This window comes from Pseudomonas helvetica (assembly GCF_039908645.1).
GTDB lineage: Bacteria > Pseudomonadota > Gammaproteobacteria > Pseudomonadales > Pseudomonadaceae > Aquipseudomonas > Aquipseudomonas helvetica.
Genome location: NZ_CP150917.1, coordinates 5,163,854 through 5,181,141, shown reverse-complemented (window position 1 = coordinate 5,181,141; position 17,288 = coordinate 5,163,854). Strand labels below are relative to the sequence as shown.

At 57.8% G+C, this 17,288-nt stretch carries 18 protein-coding genes; 11 read left to right on the top strand and 7 right to left on the bottom strand.

Annotation, left to right across the window (positions count from 1 at the left end):
• Positions 1 to 43: 43 nt before the first annotated feature.
• The 3 genes from AABM55_RS23980 to AABM55_RS23970 form a co-directional block, all read right to left on the bottom strand.
• Positions 44 to 991, bottom strand: a complete 948-nt coding sequence (locus AABM55_RS23980) for an ornithine cyclodeaminase family protein (protein WP_347927943.1) — start codon at positions 989 to 991, stop codon at positions 44 to 46.
• 128 nt (positions 992 to 1,119) lie between these two features.
• Complete coding sequence (gene rhlB, locus AABM55_RS23975; RefSeq protein WP_347927942.1) at positions 1,120 to 2,595, bottom strand: ATP-dependent RNA helicase RhlB; 1,476 nt, start codon at positions 2,593 to 2,595, stop codon at positions 1,120 to 1,122.
• Positions 2,596 to 2,691: 96 nt separating this feature from the next.
• Positions 2,692 to 3,348, bottom strand: coding sequence for an alpha/beta hydrolase (locus AABM55_RS23970; RefSeq protein ID WP_347927941.1), 657 nt, complete (start codon positions 3,346 to 3,348; stop codon positions 2,692 to 2,694).
• A 466-nt stretch (positions 3,349 to 3,814) separates the two neighbouring features.
• On the opposite strand from AABM55_RS23970, the gene AABM55_RS23965 reads away from it, so the two are divergent.
• The 4 genes from AABM55_RS23965 (at position 3,815) to AABM55_RS23950 (ending at position 7,976) form a co-directional block, all read left to right on the top strand.
• Entirely contained in the window at positions 3,815 to 4,846 is a 1,032-nt protein-coding gene (locus AABM55_RS23965) for an amino acid ABC transporter substrate-binding protein (RefSeq protein WP_019691964.1), read from the top strand.
• 65 nt (positions 4,847 to 4,911) lie between these two features.
• Entirely contained in the window at positions 4,912 to 6,093 is a 1,182-nt protein-coding gene (locus AABM55_RS23960) for an amino acid ABC transporter permease (RefSeq protein WP_054593891.1), read from the top strand.
• A gap of 10 nt (positions 6,094 to 6,103) precedes the next feature.
• The gene (locus AABM55_RS23955) at positions 6,104 to 7,201 is read left to right on the top strand and encodes an amino acid ABC transporter permease (RefSeq protein WP_347927940.1); all 1,098 of its coding nucleotides are present in this window, start codon (positions 6,104 to 6,106) and stop codon (positions 7,199 to 7,201) included.
• 10 nt (positions 7,202 to 7,211) lie between these two features.
• Positions 7,212 to 7,976, top strand: coding sequence for an amino acid ABC transporter ATP-binding protein (locus AABM55_RS23950; protein ID WP_008053474.1), 765 nt, complete (start codon positions 7,212 to 7,214; stop codon positions 7,974 to 7,976).
• Positions 7,977 to 8,034: 58 nt separating this feature from the next.
• Here the strand turns inward: AABM55_RS23950 and AABM55_RS23945 are convergent, their stop codons facing one another.
• Positions 8,035 to 8,517, bottom strand: coding sequence for a type II toxin-antitoxin system MqsA family antitoxin (locus tag AABM55_RS23945; protein WP_347927939.1), 483 nt, complete (start codon positions 8,515 to 8,517; stop codon positions 8,035 to 8,037).
• 399 nt (positions 8,518 to 8,916) lie between these two features.
• Between AABM55_RS23945 and AABM55_RS23940 the strand changes: the two genes are divergently transcribed.
• The 5 genes from AABM55_RS23940 to AABM55_RS23920 all read left to right on the top strand — a co-directional run bounded on the left by AABM55_RS23940 (position 8,917) and on the right by AABM55_RS23920 (position 12,849).
• Positions 8,917 to 9,576 (top strand): FadR/GntR family transcriptional regulator, encoded by a 660-nt coding sequence (locus AABM55_RS23940; protein WP_103315706.1) that lies wholly within the window; start codon positions 8,917 to 8,919, stop codon positions 9,574 to 9,576.
• Positions 9,566 to 10,882 (top strand): CynX/NimT family MFS transporter, encoded by a 1,317-nt coding sequence (locus tag AABM55_RS23935; protein WP_347927938.1) that lies wholly within the window; start codon positions 9,566 to 9,568, stop codon positions 10,880 to 10,882. The genes AABM55_RS23940 and AABM55_RS23935 overlap by 11 nt, the downstream gene beginning before the upstream one ends.
• A 113-nt stretch (positions 10,883 to 10,995) precedes the next feature.
• Positions 10,996 to 11,466: a nuclear transport factor 2 family protein gene (locus tag AABM55_RS23930; protein WP_054593887.1), complete on the top strand. Its 471-nt coding sequence runs from the start codon at positions 10,996 to 10,998 to the stop codon at positions 11,464 to 11,466.
• A gap of 39 nt (positions 11,467 to 11,505) precedes the next feature.
• Entirely contained in the window at positions 11,506 to 11,826 is a 321-nt protein-coding gene (locus AABM55_RS23925; protein ID WP_054593886.1) for a GIY-YIG nuclease family protein, read from the top strand.
• A gap of 87 nt (positions 11,827 to 11,913) precedes the next feature.
• Positions 11,914 to 12,849, top strand: a complete 936-nt coding sequence (locus AABM55_RS23920) for a glutathione S-transferase family protein (protein WP_103315703.1) — start codon at positions 11,914 to 11,916, stop codon at positions 12,847 to 12,849.
• Between the two features lie 162 nt (positions 12,850 to 13,011).
• Here AABM55_RS23920 and AABM55_RS23915 read toward each other — a convergent pair whose 3' ends face one another.
• Together AABM55_RS23915 and yejK are read right to left on the bottom strand one after the other, a co-directional pair.
• A complete protein-coding gene (locus AABM55_RS23915; RefSeq protein ID WP_347927937.1) occupies positions 13,012 to 13,362 on the bottom strand; it encodes a glutaredoxin family protein in 351 nt (116 codons plus the stop codon).
• Positions 13,362 to 14,366 (bottom strand): nucleoid-associated protein YejK, encoded by a 1,005-nt coding sequence (gene yejK / locus AABM55_RS23910; protein WP_054593883.1) that lies wholly within the window; start codon positions 14,364 to 14,366, stop codon positions 13,362 to 13,364. The genes AABM55_RS23915 and yejK overlap by 1 nt, the downstream gene beginning before the upstream one ends.
• 396 nt (positions 14,367 to 14,762) lie before the next feature.
• Between yejK and AABM55_RS23905 the strand changes: the two genes are divergently transcribed.
• Positions 14,763 to 15,044 (top strand): HU family DNA-binding protein, encoded by a 282-nt coding sequence (locus tag AABM55_RS23905; protein ID WP_007905514.1) that lies wholly within the window; start codon positions 14,763 to 14,765, stop codon positions 15,042 to 15,044.
• A 147-nt stretch (positions 15,045 to 15,191) separates the two neighbouring features.
• Here AABM55_RS23905 and rlmF read toward each other — a convergent pair whose 3' ends face one another.
• A complete protein-coding gene (gene rlmF, locus AABM55_RS23900) occupies positions 15,192 to 16,214 on the bottom strand; it encodes a 23S rRNA (adenine(1618)-N(6))-methyltransferase RlmF (RefSeq protein ID WP_123585122.1) in 1,023 nt (340 codons plus the stop codon).
• 268 nt (positions 16,215 to 16,482) lie between these two features.
• On the opposite strand from rlmF, the gene AABM55_RS23895 reads away from it, so the two are divergent.
• Positions 16,483 to 16,911, top strand: coding sequence for a hypothetical protein (locus AABM55_RS23895; protein WP_347927936.1), 429 nt, complete (start codon positions 16,483 to 16,485; stop codon positions 16,909 to 16,911).
• Positions 16,912 to 17,288: the final 377 nt, after the last annotated feature.

Here is a 17,288-nt window from a genome sequence, read left to right as displayed (position 1 = left end):
CAATGGTATAGATGCCCCTGTAGGAGCAGCCAAAGGGGGGGTGTTACTTCAGCAAATGGTAAAGGGCATTGGCCAGAGCGATGTCTTCCAGACCCAGACCGATGGAACGGAAGAATACATGGCGATCATAAGCCGGACGTGGCGTCTGTTCGCTCAGCAGTTCGGCCAGGTCGCCCGCAATCGCACTTTTGTCCCAGCCATGCTGTTCACTGGCAATCAGCATTTCGCCGGCGGAGTCCGGAGTGGTCAGGCGATAGTCGCAATAGACCTGCATCTCGCTGAGCGCTGCAGGTGGCACCTCGTGGGCGCGCACCGCGTTGGTACTGATGGAGGTAATCAGTGTCGGTTTGCTCAGGGTCCGTGGGTCGATGACGGGGCCGGCAGAGGAGGTGCAGAGCATGATCACATCGGCGTCCTGGATCGCGACTTCGCGGCTATCGAACACCTTCAAGCGTGAGTCGATGGCCGTCAGTTGTGCGAGCAAGTGCGGATCCCGGCTCGCCAGGTTCGGCGAATAGAGGCTGATGCTTTGCCATTGCCGCACGCTCCTCGCGTAATGCAGGTGAGCCTGGGCGACCGGGCCGCTGCCGATGATTGCCAGATGCCTGGCGTTCGGCGGGGCGAGTGCATCAATGGCGACAGCAGTGGTCGCGGCGGTGCGCGCGGTGGTCAGTTCACCAGCATCGCAGAGCAGCAACGGCTGGCCGGTGTGCATCGACATCAGCAGCGTCCAGGCGGTCACCAGCGGACCGTCCTGGCGCACGATGTAGGGCGAGGTTTTCACGCCGTACACACCGTCTTCGGCCAACACCCCGAGGTAGTTGATGAAGTCACCGGCGCCTTGCGGAAACTCCACCCATTGCTGGGCCGGTTGCACGGCCTGACCCGCGGCCAGATCGCGGAACAGCTTGCGCAGGATCTTCGGCACGTCGACTTGATCAAGCAGTTCGCGGGCCTGGGGTTTGGCGATCACATAAGGTGTGCTGGGCATGCGGATGCTCCGTGGATTCGCAAATAAACTAATTTGTCCATTCTGGACTTATTGTTCCGTTTGGCAATATCCAGGCGCAAAAAAAGCGCAGTCCGTTTCCGGCTGCGCTTTGTCGTTGCGACGCGAGTTTAAGGGCGTTTGCGTTCAACCGCTCGCAACAGATGAGTCGGCGGGGTTTCACAACTGATCTTGCGACCCAGCAACGCCTCGATGGACGGTAGCTGGTAGGAGTCGTCTTCACCGGCAAAGCTGATGGACACGCCCTCGGCGCCAGCACGACCGGTACGACCGATGCGGTGTACGTAATCGTCTGGCACTTCCGGCAGGGTGAAGTTGATCACGTGGCTGATACCGTCGATGTGAATCCCGCGACCGGCAACATCGGTGGCCACCAGCACGCGGATCTTGCCTTCGCGGAATCCTTCCAGGGTCTTGATACGCTTGTGCTGCGGAACGTCACCCGACAGTTGGGCCGCGTTGACGCCGTCTCGTACCAGGCGTTCTTCGATGCGCCGCACTTCATCCTTGCGGTTGGCGAAGACCATCACCCGTTCCCAGCCGTTGTCGGTGATCAGGTTGTAGAGCAGCTTGTATTTATCGGCGCCGGCAACGGCGTAGATGTGCTGTTCGACGTTTTCGCTGGCAACGTTCTCGGATTCGATTTCAACGATGGACGGGTCGGTGGTCCATTGCTTGGCCAGGTTCATCACGTCTTCGGTGAAGGTGGCGGAGAACAGCAGGGTCTGACGTTCGCTTTTCGGTGGGGTCTGGCGAATGATCTGACGCACTTGTGGGATGAAACCCATGTCGAGCATCCGGTCGGCTTCGTCGAGCACCATCACTTCGACCATGTCCAGGTGCACGTCGCCGCGCTGGTTGAAGTCCAGCAGGCGGCCCGGGGTCGCAACGAGGATGTCGCAGTGGCGGGCTTCGAGGTGCTTGAGTTGCTTGTCGAAGTCCATGCCGCCAACGAAGGTCATGACGTTGAGACCGGTGTACTTGGTCAGGTCGGCCGCATCCTTGGCGATCTGCACCACCAGTTCACGGGTCGGTGCAATGATCAGCGCCCGTGGCTCGCCCATGTAGCGCTCTTTTGGCGGCGGGGTTTGCAGCAGCTGGGTGATGATCGAGATCAGGAATGCGGCGGTTTTGCCGGTGCCGGTCTGGGCGCGACCGATGGCGTCTTTGCCGGCCAGGGTAAAACCCAATACTTGCGCCTGGATCGGTGTGCAGTACGGGAAACCCAGGTCCTGGATGGCGTGCATCAGTTCCGGGGCCAACTTGAAATCATGGAAGCGGGTTTTGCCTTCCTGGGGCTCTACGACGAAATCTTCGAGTTTCCAGGCGACTACGGGCGGTTTCGGCGCACGTTCGCGGCGCGGTTGCGCAGGTTTTGGCGTTTCGCTGCGCGGTTTTTCCGCAACAGGCTCGGCAGCCGGTGTGTTCGCGGGCGTATGTTTCGGTGCCGCGACAGCTGCGGTCCGGCCAGGCTGATGACCGTCGGTGCGGCTGCTGGGTGTGTGGGAAGGTGCGCTGGAGCTGGGCGCGAGCTGCTCAGCCTCGCTTTTACCGAACATTTTCTTGAGTGCTTTGAGCACGGTCATCTCATCAATTGGTTAAGGAATGTACGCCGGCCAGTGTAATGCAAGAAACCGGCGCGGCGTAGTGTGTTGCTCATACAGCTACAGGAAGTTTCTGTATTAGCGCAAGCGATCCGCGAGCCAGACGCCAATATCACGAATTTCTTCGGGTAACACTTCGTGACCCATTGGGTATTCCTGCCATGTCGCGGTGACACCACGGGTCTTCAAATGCTCGTACGCACTGCGTCCCATGGAGTTCTGCACGACATCGTCGTATTGGCCATGCAGGCACAGCACCGGGATCCGCTGTTGGCTGGCTGAAAGCTCCAGTTCATCGCTGAATGTCGGCGCATAGGTAGAGAGGGCAAGTACGCCACCCAGCGGTCCCTGCCATTTCAGGAAAGCGCTGTGCAGCACGACGGCGCCGCCTTGGGAAAACCCTGCAAGAAATATCCGCGAGGCGTCTATTCCGCTGGCTCGCTGCTCTTCGATCAGCGTTATGACGGTTTGGGCCGACACCTCCAGCTCTTCGTGATTGATGCTCCGGGCGGGGCTCATGGCCTTGATGTCGTACCAGCTCGGCATCTCGTAACCACCGTTGATGGTCACTGCGCGGGTTGGCGCCTGGGGCAGGACGAAGCGGGTGGTCAACAGGCTTTCCTGCAGGGCTTCGGCCACCGGCAGGAAGTCATAGCGGTCGGCGCCCAGGCCGTGCAGCCATATAACGCAGGCATCGACAGGCTTGCTGGGCTGAAGAATCAAGGGCTCGGTCATGGTTGCTCCATTGTGGTGCGCGTACTCCCGGGCAGTGCGAGAAGATAGGGCGCGACTGGTTTGTTGGTTAATAAAATGTCGTGATTCTATAAGTTTTTCTATTGATCCATGGCTGAAACGCTTAAGCCACAACTATGGTACGGGCCTTGCTATGGGGAAGACGAAGTGATTGCTCTCAGCCACGGCGGTAACACTATCAGTCACTGTCGGCTGTGGGATAGCAAGAATCCGGTGATGGATGTTCGCCAGTGGCCGCTACGGGCTTCGCGAACGTAAAAGGGCTACAGCCCGTTCGGCCGATTGGTGAGAAGTGAGTTTTCCATTATGTGGATTTTCTCCTACTAGACTCATAGCTAAGGTCTTACGCCGCTTGACCCAAAGAAATGCCAACACGGGTTAACAGCGCCTCATAAGGGTGCGGCAGGACTCAAGCTCCGACACAACAAGAGCAAAACTGGAGGTTTGAATGAAGATGTTGAAATCCACCCTGGCAGTCGTGACTGCGGCCGCAGTACTCGGTGTCAGTGGGTTCGCTCAGGCGGGTGCAACCCTGGATGCGGTGCAGAAGAAAGGCTTTGTGCAATGTGGCGTGAGCGACGGTTTGCCAGGTTTTTCGGTTCCGGACTCCACCGGCAAGATCGTCGGTATCGATGCTGATTACTGCCGCGCCGTTGCCGCTGCCGTATTCGGCGACGCGACCAAGGTGAAATTCAGCCAGTTGAATGCCAAGGAGCGTTTCACCGCGCTTCAATCCGGCGAAATCGACATGCTGTCGCGTAACTCCACCATGACCAGTTCCCGTGACGCGGGCATGGGCCTGAAGTTTCCTGGCTTCATTACTTATTACGACGGCGTAGGCTTCCTGGCCAACAGCAAGCTGGGCGTGAAAAGTGCCAAGGAACTGGATGGTGCGACCATCTGTATTCAAGCCGGTACCACCACCGAGCTGAACGTGTCCGACTACTTCCGTGCCAACGGCCTGAAGTACACCCCGATTACTTTCGACACCTCCGATGAAAGCGCCAAGTCGCTGGAATCCGGTCGTTGCGACGTGCTGACCTCCGACAAGTCCCAGTTGTATGCACAGCGCAGCAAACTGGCTTCGCCTAAAGATTACGTAGTTCTGCCGGAAACCATCTCCAAAGAGCCTCTGGGTCCAGTCGTACGTAACGGCGACGATGAGTGGCTGGCGATTGTTCGTTGGGTTGGCTACGCCATGCTCAACGCCGAAGAGGCCGGTATCACCTCGAAAAACGTCGAGGCTGAAGCCAAGTCGACCAAGAACCCGGACGTTGCCCGTCTGCTGGGCACTGACGGTGAGTACGGTAAAGATCTGAAGCTGCCGAAAGACTGGGTGGTGAAAATCGTCAAGCAGGTCGGTAACTACGGCGAAGTCTTCGAGAAAAACCTCGGCAAGAGCACTCCGCTGGAAATCGACCGTGGCCTGAATGCGCTGTGGACCAACGGCGGCATTCAATACGCACCACCAGTGCGCTGATGGTTCTATCACCCGGTGGGCCAACCACCGGGTGATGTTCTGTTCCATTATTTCTGGGGCACTTCATGCAAAATTCAATCGGCGCACCAAAGCAGAGGCTCAGCCTCAGCGATCCGCGAGTGCGTGCGTGGCTGTTTCAGATCATCACGATTGTCGCGGTGATCTCGATGGGTTGGTACCTGTTCAACAACACTCAAACCAACTTGCAACACCGGGGCATTACCTCCGGTTTCAGCTTTCTGGAGCGCAGCGCCGGGTTCGGCATCGCGCAACACCTGATTGACTACACCGAATCGGACAGCTATGCCCGGGTGTTTGTCATCGGCTTGCTCAACACCTTGCTGGTGACCTTTATCGGCGTGATCCTGGCGACGATTCTGGGGTTCATCGTTGGCGTGGCACGGCTGTCGAAGAACTGGATCATCAACAAGCTGGCAACAGTTTACGTTGAGACTTTCCGTAACATTCCGCCGCTGCTGCAAATCCTGTTCTGGTACTTTGCGGTGTTCCTGACCATGCCAGGGCCACGCAATAGCCATAACTTCGCCGACACCTTCTTTGTCAGCAGCCGCGGCCTGAACATGCCGGCCGCGCAGATGGCCAACGGGTTCTGGGCGTTTGTGATCAGCATCGTAGTGGCGATCGTCGCCATCGTGCTGATGTGCCGTTGGGCCAACAAGCGTTTTGAAGCGACCGGCGTGCCGTTCCACAAGTTCTGGGTCGGCCTGGCACTGTTTCTGCTGATTCCAGCCTTGTGCGCGCTGATCTTCGGTGTGCCACTGCATTGGGAAATGCCGAAGCTGCAAGGCTTCAACTTTGTCGGCGGCTGGGTGCTGATTCCGGAACTGCTGGCCCTGACCCTGGCCCTGACGGTGTACACCGCGGCGTTCATCGCCGAGATCGTGCGTTCCGGGATCAACTCGGTCAGCCACGGTCAGACCGAAGCGGCACGTTCGCTGGGGCTGCGCAACGGCCCAACCCTGCGCAAGGTCATCATCCCGCAAGCCCTGCGGGTGATCATTCCGCCGCTGACCAGCCAATACCTGAACCTGGCGAAGAACTCCTCGCTGGCCGCCGGTATCGGTTACCCGGAAATGGTTTCGCTGTTTGCCGGCACGGTGCTGAACCAGACCGGGCAAGCGATCGAAGTCATCGCCATCACCATGAGCGTGTACCTGGCGATCAGTATCAGCATTTCCCTGCTGATGAACTGGTACAACAAGCGCATTGCGCTGATCGAGCGGTGAGGAAAAGCGCATGACGACTCATATTTTCAAACCTGACATGCCACCGCCAGGCACCAGAATCGGTATCTTGGCGTGGATGCGCGAGCACATGTTTTCCAGTTGGATCAACACGCTGCTCACGCTGTTCGCGTTCTACCTGATTTATCTGGTAGTGCCGCCGATCCTGCACTGGGCGATTCTGGATGCCAACTGGGTGGGCACCACGCGCGCCGACTGCACCAAGGAAGGCGCTTGCTGGGTGTTCATTCAGCAGCGTTTTGGCCAGTTCATGTACGGGTATTACCCGCCTGAACTGCGCTGGCGTGTCGACCTGACCGTGTGGTTGGCGGTCATTGGCGTGGCACCGTTGTTCATCTCGCGCTTCCCGCGTAAAGCGGTGTACGGGCTGAGCTTTCTGGTGCTCTATCCGATCGTTGCCTACATCCTGCTGCACGGTGACATTCTTGGCCTGACCAACGTTGCAACCAGTCAATGGGGCGGCCTGATGCTGACCCTGGTGATCGCCACGGTCGGTATTGTCGGTGCGTTGCCGCTGGGGATCATGCTGGCGCTGGGGCGTCGCTCGAACATGCCGGCGATTCGTGTGGTCTGCGTGACCTTCATCGAGTTCTGGCGCGGCGTGCCGTTGATCACGGTGCTGTTCATGTCCTCGGTGATGCTGCCGTTGTTCCTGCCAGAGGGCATGAACTTCGACAAGCTGCTGCGGGCCTTGATCGGGGTGATCCTGTTCCAGTCGGCCTACGTGGCCGAAGTGGTGCGCGGTGGTCTGCAAGCGATTCCCAAAGGTCAGTACGAAGCCGCAGCCGCGATGGGGCTCGGTTACTGGCGTAGCATGGGCCTGGTGATTCTGCCGCAAGCCCTGAAGCTGGTGATTCCGGGCATCGTCAACACCTTCATTGCGCTGTTCAAGGACACGAGCCTGGTGATCATCATCGGCCTGTTCGACTTGCTCAACAGCGTCAAGCAAGCCGCTGCCGACCCGAAATGGCTGGGCATGGCCACTGAAGGCTATGTATTCGCGGCCCTGGTGTTCTGGATTTTCTGTTTTGGTATGTCCCGCTATTCCATGCATTTGGAACGCAAGCTGGACACTGGCCACAAGCGTTAGGAGTTTTGTGATGAGTGAAGCGATCAAACAGCCTGTGAGCCCTGAAGGCATTATTCAGATGCAGGGCGTGAACAAGTGGTACGGCCAGTTCCACGTATTGAAAGACATCAACCTGAACGTCAAGCAAGGCGAGCGTATCGTTCTGTGCGGGCCGTCCGGTTCGGGCAAGTCGACCACCATTCGCTGTCTCAACCGTCTGGAAGAGCACCAGCAGGGCCGCATCGTGGTCGATGGTGTAGAGCTGACCAACGACCTGAAACAGATCGAAGCGATTCGTCGCGAAGTCGGCATGGTGTTCCAGCACTTCAACCTGTTCCCGCACCTGACCATCCTGCAGAACTGCACGCTGGCACCGATGTGGGTGCGCAAGATGCCCAAGCGCAAGGCGGAAGAAATTGCCATGCATTACCTGGAACGCGTACGCATTCCAGAGCAGGCGCACAAGTATCCGGGGCAATTGTCCGGTGGTCAGCAACAGCGTGTGGCGATTGCCCGCGCGCTGTGCATGAAGCCGAAAATCATGCTGTTCGACGAACCGACTTCGGCACTCGATCCAGAGATGGTGAAAGAGGTTCTGGACACCATGATTGGTTTGGCCGAAGACGGCATGACCATGCTCTGCGTGACCCACGAAATGGGCTTCGCACGGACCGTGGCCAACCGCGTGATCTTCATGGACAAGGGCGAAATCGTCGAACAGGCTGCGCCGAACGACTTCTTCGACAATCCGCAGAACGAACGCACCAAGCTGTTCCTGAGCCAGATCCTGCATTGATCGAAGCCAGGCAGTGAAATAAACCCGGACCTGTTCCGGGTTTATTTTTGTCCGGGGTTTAAGGCGGGGTAACACCTTCGTGTTCTTGATCCCTCATTTCCAGCCGTTGGCGCAGATCCTGACCTTCATTCAGTGATTGCACTTCAGCCATCAGGTGAGGGTGACGATCAAGCAGGCGCATCAGCATGAACAGCGGCTGAGGAGGAGCGATTTCGCCACGCTCGTAGCGGGAAAAGGCATTGTGCCCACCGCCTGACAGCAATTTCACTGCCTCTTTTTGCGTAAGGTGCAGTTTGCGGCGGATGCGTTTCATCTCGGCTGCCATGAGCTGCCGGGAGTCCTCGAGCAATTGATCACTCGCATCGGAGTAACGTTCTGCACTGCCGTCGTCGAATTCGATTTCACTACAGGCTTGGCATTCCCATCCGGAAATATCGTGCACCTGACGCGTCAACTGTCTGAAGTCGATGGTGAAGCTTCGCCCGTCGAAATGCTGCATCCCGTCCTGGGTACCGCAGCTGAAGCATTGCCGTGTTTTCATGTGTCTCTCTCCTTGAAGGAGATTACCGGAGGACCACTGCCTGGGCGGCAGGTCACCTTGAGGTAAATCTCCAGGAAACTTGTGGCGAGGGAGCTTGCTCCCGCTCGGCTGCGAAGCAGTCGTGTTCTTTGTGGTAAAGATATGCCTGATGAGGTGTGGCGACAGTTTTTTGGGGGCGCTTCGCACCCCAGCGGGAGCAAGCTCCCTCGCCACAGTGGTGTGTTCTTTTCCATAAGAGACCTTGCACCTTGAGATACAAATTACCCTTAAAGGGTAATTTTAACAATCGACAATCCCGCTCCATTTCCAGCTTTGTAACCCTAGCCCGTTGTCCTCTCGGACGAAGCTGACTAACATGTCAGAAAATTCATCCTATGATTGGATGAAAGGGTGAATTCAATGACAGACACATCCCCACTGGTTAAGCGTTCTCTGGTCGATCAGGCCCTAGAACAGTTGCGCCTGCGCATCAACAACGGCACCTGGTCAGTCGGCCAGCGCCTGCCCACTGAACCTGAGCTGGCGACCGAGCTGGGTATCAGCCGCAACACCGTGCGCGAAGCCATGCGGGTGTTGGCGTTTTCCGGCTTGATCGAGATCCGGCAGGGCGACGGCAGTTACCTGCGGGCGGTTGTCGACCCGCTCGACACGATGAAAGCCTTGTCCCGCTGCTCCCACGAACAGGCCCGGGAAACCCGACACATCCTCGAGGTCGAGGCCATCGGTCTGGCGGCGTTGCGTCGTACCGATGAAGACCTCATCGCACTGCGTGAAGCCCTGGGTGTCAGCGGCAGTCACTACCACGGCGATCTCGATAGCTACATTGCCTGCGACCTGGTGTTCCACCGGCGTTTGGTGGACGCCGCGCATAACCCGACGCTTAGCGAGTTGTATCGCTATTTCTCCAGCATCATCGGCGCGCAACTGCGCCAGACCCTCAACATCACTCCCAGACGTCAGGAGGTGTTCGATCTGCATATCGAACTGCTCGATGCCGTTGAGCAGCGCGATCCGGAACGGGCCAAAGCCATTTCCAGGCAGTTGATCAATGAACCTTGAAACCGAGAACCTCATGTCCAGCCAGCAGGCGAATACCAGCAGCACGACCCAACTCAAACGCACGGCTGAGCTCGAAGAGCTGTTGATCGATGCCGAGGCTGATGACGAACAGGTCCAGCAAAGCCATCCGGTTTTACGTCGTCCGTGGTTGTTGTTGCTGGGACTGATTCTGGTGGCGCTGAACCTGCGCCCGGCGCTGTCGAGCATGGCGCCGCTGCTCAGCGATGTGTCGAAAAGTCTCGGGCTGTCGGCGGCCCAGGCCGGTTTGCTGACCACCTTGCCGGTGCTTTGCCTTGGGCTGTTCGCGCCGCTGGCACCGCTGCTGGCGCGGCGCTTTGGCGCCGAGCGAGTGGTGCTGGGGATTTTGCTGGCGCTGGCTGGCGGGATCATTCTGCGCAGTTCGTTCGGTGAGATCGGACTGTTCGCCGGCAGCATTCTGGCCGGCGCGAGCATTGGCGTGATCGGTGTGCTGCTACCGGGCATCGTCAAACGTGATTTTGCCAAACACGCGGGCACCATGACCGGCGTTTACACCATGGCCCTGTGCCTTGGCGCGGCCATGGCGGCCGGTGCGACGGTGCCTTTGAGCCAGCATTTCGACGAAAGCTGGGCGCTGGGCCTGGGCTTCTGGGTGATCCCGGCGCTGGTCGCGGCGATGTTCTGGTTGCCGCAAGTTGGCCAGAAACACGGCGCGCACAATGTGGCGTATCGGGTGCGCGGTTTGCTGCGTGATCCGCTGGCCTGGCAAGTGACCCTTTACATGGGCCTGCAATCCTCGCTGGCCTACATTGTCTTCGGTTGGTTGCCGTCGATCCTGATCGGCCGTGGCCTGACCCCGACCCAGGCCGGGCTGGTGCTGTCCGGTTCGGTGATCATCCAGTTGGCCAGCTCATTGGCCGCGCCTTGGCTGGCGACTCGCGGCAAGGATCAGCGACTGGCGATCGTCGTCGTCATGCTCCTGACCCTCGGCGGTCTGTTCGGCTGCCTCTATGCGCCGATCGAAGGCCTGTGGGGCTGGGCGATTCTGCTCGGACTGGGGCAGGGCGGTACGTTCAGCCTGGCGCTGACCCTGATCGTGCTGCGTTCGCGCGATGCCCATGTGGCGGCCAACCTGTCGAGCATGGCCCAGGGGTTCGGCTATACGTTGGCCTCAATGGGACCTTTTGCGGTCGGTTTGGTACATGACTGGACCGGCGGCTGGACCGCGCTGGGCTGGATCTTCGGGGTTATTGGCCTCGGCGCGATCATCGCCGGTCTCGGTGCCGGGCGTTCGCTGTACGTACAGGTCGAAAGCGAACGCGTTTGAAGCCTGCGCAGTGCCGATATTCCTGATGCGAATGTCGGTAGTTTTCCCTGCATTGGCAGATTATCGTGCAGGGATCTTTCGAAGCCGTTTTTGCCAATGCAGGGAGCCTGCCCATGAGTGATGCCAACCGCGCCTTGATCACCCAGTTCTATCAAGCCTTCCAGCGGCTGGATGCCGAGGCCATGAGCGCCTGCTACACCGACGACGTGGTGTTCAGTGATCCGGCGTTCGGCGAACTGCGTGGGCGCGATGCCGGCGACATGTGGCGCATGCTCACGACTCGCGCCAAAGACTTTTCCCTGACCTTCGATAACGTCCGCGCCGATGAGCGTACGGGCGGTGCGCATTGGGTGGCGACCTACCTGTTCAGCCAGACCGGCAACACGGTGGTCAACGACATTCAGGCGCGATTTGTTTTCCGTGACGGCAAGATCTGCGAGCACCACGACCATTTCGATCTGTGGCGCTGGTCGCGTCAGGCATTGGGTTTCAAAGGTCTGTTGCTGGGCTGGACACCATTGGTGGGCAACGCTGTGCGCGCACAGGCCTTGAAAGGCTTGAAGGCGTTCCAGGCCAGTCGCTGATAAGATCGCGGCTTGTTTCCTACAAGCCTTGATCGTCACGTGAACACCTTGAGCGAAGTCTCCGTCAGCGACCCTGCAACCCCACCCGCGCAGAGCAAACCCTGGTTCGTCTATCTGGTTCGTGCGGCCAACGGTTCGCTGTACTGCGGGATCAGTGACGACCCTGTCCGGCGTTTTGCCACTCATCAAAGCGGTAAAGGTGCGCGTTTCTTCCTCTCAAGCCCGGCTGTTGCCTTGGTGTACACCGAAGCCTGCCGCGATAAAAGCGAAGCACTGCGTCAGGAACGCCTGATCAAAAAACTCAAGAAAAGCGCCAAGGAATGTCTGGTGGCGAGCGCCTCTGCGGGTTTATCAATCTGACTGATAAGTGCCCATCAGGCAGATGGGTAGGCCGCTATTCGATTGCGCGCTAAGCTGCTGACATCTAACACCAGCGGCGGGCCCAGCATGCCAGAGTTGATTCTTCACCATTACCCAACTTCCCCCTTTGCAGAAAAAACCCGACTGTTGCTCGGTTTCAAAGGCTTGTCCTGGCGTTCCGTGATGATCCCGCGAATGATGCCAAAACCCGATTTGACCGCACTGACCGGTGGTTACCGCAAGACCCCAGTGTTGCAGATTGGCGCCGATATCTACTGCGACACAGCGTTGATTGCCCGCCGTCTGGAACAGGAAAAGGCTTCGCCTGCATTGTTTCCGGAGGGTCGGGAGATGATCACTGCGAGCTTTGCCGCCTGGGCTGATTCGGTGGTGTTTCAGCATGCGGTGAGCCTGGTGTTCCAGCCAGAATCGGTGGCGGTGCGTTTTGCCAAGTTGTCTCCAGAAGCGATCAAGGCATTTGTCGCTGACCGTGCCGGGTTGTTCAGCGGTGGCAGCGCTACGCGGTTGTCGGCCGAGCAGGCCAGGCATCAATGGCCGACGATCATGGCGCGGCTTGAGCAGCAATTGCAGCGCGAGGACGGTGATTACCTGTTTGGTGAACCTTCGATTGCCGACTTCGCCATGGCTCACCCGTTGTGGTTCCTCAAGGACACACCGGTGACGGCACCGTTGGTCGATGTTTATCCGGCGGTGTCGGCATGGCTGGTTCGGGTCATGGGCTTCGGGCATGGTGCATTCAGCGAAATGACCTCTGAAGAGGCGCTGGAGGTTTCGCGTCATTCAACACCAGCGGCTTTGCCGGATGAGCAATTCGATGAACCAAACGGCTTCAAGGCCGGCCAGCAAGTAGTCATTGCGGCGACTGACTATGGCGTTGATCCGGTCGTAGGTGAGTTGCTGTTTGCTGGGCGCGAAGAACTGATCCTGCGCCGCGAAGATGAGCGGGGCGGGCTGGTGCATGTGCACTTCCCGCGGTTTGGCTTTCGCATCGAGGCACGCTGACCCGGGCACGGGCATTTGTGGCGAGGGAGCTTGCTCCCGTCGGCCGGTCCGCGTTCGGGCGAAGCAGTCATAGAAATGGTATTCGCGTTTTGCCTGACAGAACCGGTTTACCTGTTTGCGAGCGCTGCGCACTCGAGCGGGAGCAAGCTCCCTCGCCACAGTCTATTTCAGGGCAGTGAGGATCGCCTCAGGCTCATAACCGCGGATCAATGTGCCGTTCACGTCCAGCATCGGTATTCCGCGTCCACCCAGCGCTTCATAAGTCTTGCGTGCTTCGGCATCTTTCTCGATGTCGAACTCGCGGTAAGGAATGCCTTTCTGGTCGAGAAAGTGCCGGGTCAGTTTGCAGTAACCGCACCAGTCGGTGGCGTAGAGCACGACCCTGGCATTGGCCTGGGTCTGCTCGGACACCACTTGTGAAGGATTGAACACCCGCTCGATCTTGCCCCAGTTCTGGTAGGCCACAACCACCAGCAGGATCAGCAGGAATTTCTTCAGTACGCCGTTCAGCATCAGTTGCGGCGCTTCAGCTGATCGGTCAGCTGGGTCGGCAGGCCCTTGATGATCAGCGTGCCGGCTTCTTCGTCGTATTCGATCTTCGAGCCCAGCAGGTGCGCTTCGAAGCTGATGGACAGGCCTTCGGCGCGGCCGGTGAAGCGGCGGAACTGATTCAGGGTGCGTTTGTCTGCCGGGATCTCTGGCGACAGGCCGTAATCCTTGTTGCGGATGTGATCGTAGAACGCTTTCGGGCGTTCTTCGTCGATCAGCTCAGACAACTCTTCGAGGCCCATCGGTTCGCCGAGTTTTGCCTGGCTGCTGGCGTAGTCGACCAGGGTCTTGGTCTTCTCGCGGGCGGACTCTTCCGGCAGGTCTTCGCTTTCGACGAAGTCACTGAACGCCTTGAGCAGGGTGCGGGTTTCGCCCGGACCGTCGACGCCTTCCTGGCAGCCGATGAAGTCGCGGAAATACTCCGAAACCTTCTTGCCGTTCTTGCCCTTGATGAACGAAATGTACTGCTTGGACTGCTTGTTGTTCTGCCACTCGGACACGTTGATTCGCGCTGCCAGGTGCAACTGGCCAAGATCCAGGTGGCGGGACGGCGTCACGTCGAGCTGGTCAGTCACCGCCACGCCTTCGCTGTGGTGCAGCAGTGCGATAGCCAGGTAGTCGGTCATGCCTTGCTGATAGTGCGCAAACAGCACGTGGCCGCCGGTCGACAGGTTGGATTCTTCCATCAACTTTTGCAGGTGTTCCACTGCAACGCGGCTGAACGCCGTGAAGTCCTTGCCGCCGTCGAGGTATTCCTTCAGCCAGCCGCTGAACGGGTGCGCGCCGGACTCGGCATGGAACAAACCCCAGGCCTTGCCTTGTTTGGCGTTATAGCTTTCGTTGAGGTCGGCGAGCATATTCTCGATGGCCGTGGACTCAGCAAGTTCGGAGTCGCGGGCGTGGAGAACTGCAGGAGTGCCGTCGGGTTTTTTGTCGATCAGGTGGACGATGCAATGACGGATCGGCATGGGCTTCTCGGCTGATTGAAGAGAGGAGGGCGTGCTCCCCCAAAAAAGTGCCCAGTGTACCGCACCTGCTGGTTTTGGCGGTGCTTGAAGGGTGTTCGAGGCGTGTCTGACCGGGCTTATGCGCTTTTTTCCGGATTTAGAGCAATAAAGCTGACCAAATGGGTAGGTAGAGGCGGATATTTCCCCGTCTCTGTGCTAGTTTTGCCCGGTCTTACGCGAAGTCACTGCGTTAAGCGTGCATTCAGCATTTGTCAGGTCGAACCAAACCCTGATTTCGGCATCTATAACCCCGACCCGTCGGTGTTGTAGCCGAGGGTGCCAGATCCAGAAGATCGGGCTCGATGGCTGACACTGCACTCTGCAATCCATATGAATTTGATAGGGAAGGAACACCACATGGCTCTTACTAAAGACCAACTGATCGCCGATATCGCTGAAGCTATCGACGCGCCAAAAACCACCGCGCGTAACGCTCTGGACCAACTGGGCCAAATCGTTGCTGATCAACTGGAAAACGGCGGCGAAATCACTCTGCCAGGTATCGGCAAGCTGAAAGTGACCGAGCGTCCTGCCCGTACCGGCCGCAACCCTTCGACTGGCGCTGCCATCGAAATCGCTGCCAAGAAAGTTATCAAGCTGGTCGTGGCTAAAGGCCTGACTGACGCTGTTAACAAGTAAGACCGCAGTAAAAAAAACCGTGCGCCGGGACAACCCGGGCACGGTTTTTTTGTATCCGCTATTCAGCAAATGCTGCAAGCCAATGTGGGAGCGAGCAAGCGAACGTCGCCCGGCCCTCCCCACAGTTGATCTGCGTTGGTCAGTTACTCAGCTCTTGCGAACCCAGCGTTCGCGCCAGACCTGCTGCTCGGATTTAGTCTGGAAGGTCCAGGCGACAAAACGGCTTTGCTTCTGCCCCTGAGACATTTCCACGACCTGGCTCTCCAGTACGCCGGCCTTTTTCAGTGCGGTCTGGATGGCAGGCAGGTTTGAGGCTTTCGAGACAAGGGTGCTGAACCACAGCACTTTGTGCTGAAAGTGCGCGCTCTCGGCGATCAGTTGCGTCACAAACCGTGCTTCGCCACCTTCACACCACAGTTCGGCCGATTGGCCACCAAAGTTCAGCACCGGCAGCTTGCGCTTCGGGTCGGCGCGGCCCAGTGCGCGCCATTTACGCTCGCTGCCCTTGGTAGCCTCGTCCATCGAGGCGTGGAACGGCGGGTTGCACATGGTCAGGTCAAAGCGTTCGCCGGGTTCGAGCAGACCCAGCAAAATGTGCTTTGGATTGCTTTGCTGGCGCAACTGGATGGCTTTGTTCAACCCGTTGGACTGCACGATGGCTTTGGCGGCGGCCACGGCGGTCGGGTCGATTTCCGAGCCGAGGAAGTGCCAGCGGTAGTCGCTGTAGCCGATCAACGGATAGACGCAGTTGGCGCCCATGCCGATATCGAGGACCTTGACTGGCGCGCCGCGCGGGATTTCGCCGTCGTTGACACTGGCCAGCAAGTCAGCCAGGAAGTGCACGTAGTCGGCACGGCCCGGAACCGGTGGGCACAGGTAATCGGCCGGGATGTCCCAATGGGCAATGCCGTAGAACGACTTGAGCAGCGCCCGGTTGAACACCCGCACTGCATCCGGGCTGGCGAAGTCGATGCTCTCTTTGCCGTAGGGATTGATGATCACGAACTTCGCCAGCTCAGGCGTGGTCTTGATCAGCGCCGGGAAGTCGTAACGGCCCTGATGGCGGTTGCGTGGATGCAAGCTGGCCTTCTCACGCGGCTCGACGGCTTTGGCCGGGGTCGCGGGTTTTGGCTTTTGGCGCGGGGCTTTGGGTTTGCTAGGGGCGGTCATGGGAAGTCGATTCAGGGTTTTGGCTCAAAGTGGCGAGTATTGTCCCACATCTTCGGCTGGAAAACGGGACTCCACTTTTGGAAATGCGAGGTGCGGTAGTGGGCGCTCCCTTCCCCGAAATAGCATAGTTAGAATTGAGGTTATTTCTTATTGGTCTGATCGACTGTTAGTTTTGACAGTGGACGATATTTTTAACGGTGTTAAATTTTTCGTTGAGGAAAAATAATTGCCTCTCTCGCATTTTAGATAACTAATAAGGATGTTGGATATGAACAGATTTTTTTTACTGGCCGGAGCAATGTCGTTGTCAATGAGCGTACTGGCTATTGATGGCTCTCCCAAAGAGAACAATCCTCCAGGCACCGTGAAGGCGGAGTCAGGAGCGGGGGCTAATATTTACACTCTGGGTGATGAGTGGAGTGGTTATACTAGCCCGCTTACTATTGAGGCAGGCAAGTCAACGTACAAAGTTGGCACCCTCCTTCAAATCGAGAATAAAGGAGAAAAGCCTACGACTGTGAAATCGATTAATACTAACTTGAATACTGATGTCGAATTGCCCGGAAAAGCGAATCTGCAATTTAAGTTTGATGGGGCAAAGTGGGTGTCTCAAGGGGTGCGTAAATATAGTGATCCTCTTCCTCCTGGCGCTCTGCCTGACGGTCAGCAGAATATCTCTCCGCCAAGCGCGGGCTGAGCAGAGTTGATTAACACTATTAATCGACCCGATTAATGTGCCGGGCCCTGAAATAGATATGAATCTGTTTCAGGGCCCGGCATTTTCTTTCATTGAAAAATTGGCTATCCGTACAAGCTGTTCCACTAACTTTTTCAAGATCTGTTCGGTTTTGGCCTTGTTGTTATTCTGACAGCCTGGCTCAACTGTTTTATCGAGTGGTCAGATTTCTTCGGTGATGAACGAGTGAGGCACACGCGACGTCACTTCCAATACCATCAGGCCTAAATCGCCGGAATATCCAATTAGAAAAAATGCCAGTCAGTTTAACTGACTGGCAAGAGGTCTGCGTGGGTCTTCCCTTTGTTCCAGCGTTAACCTATCTGGCACGACGCCCG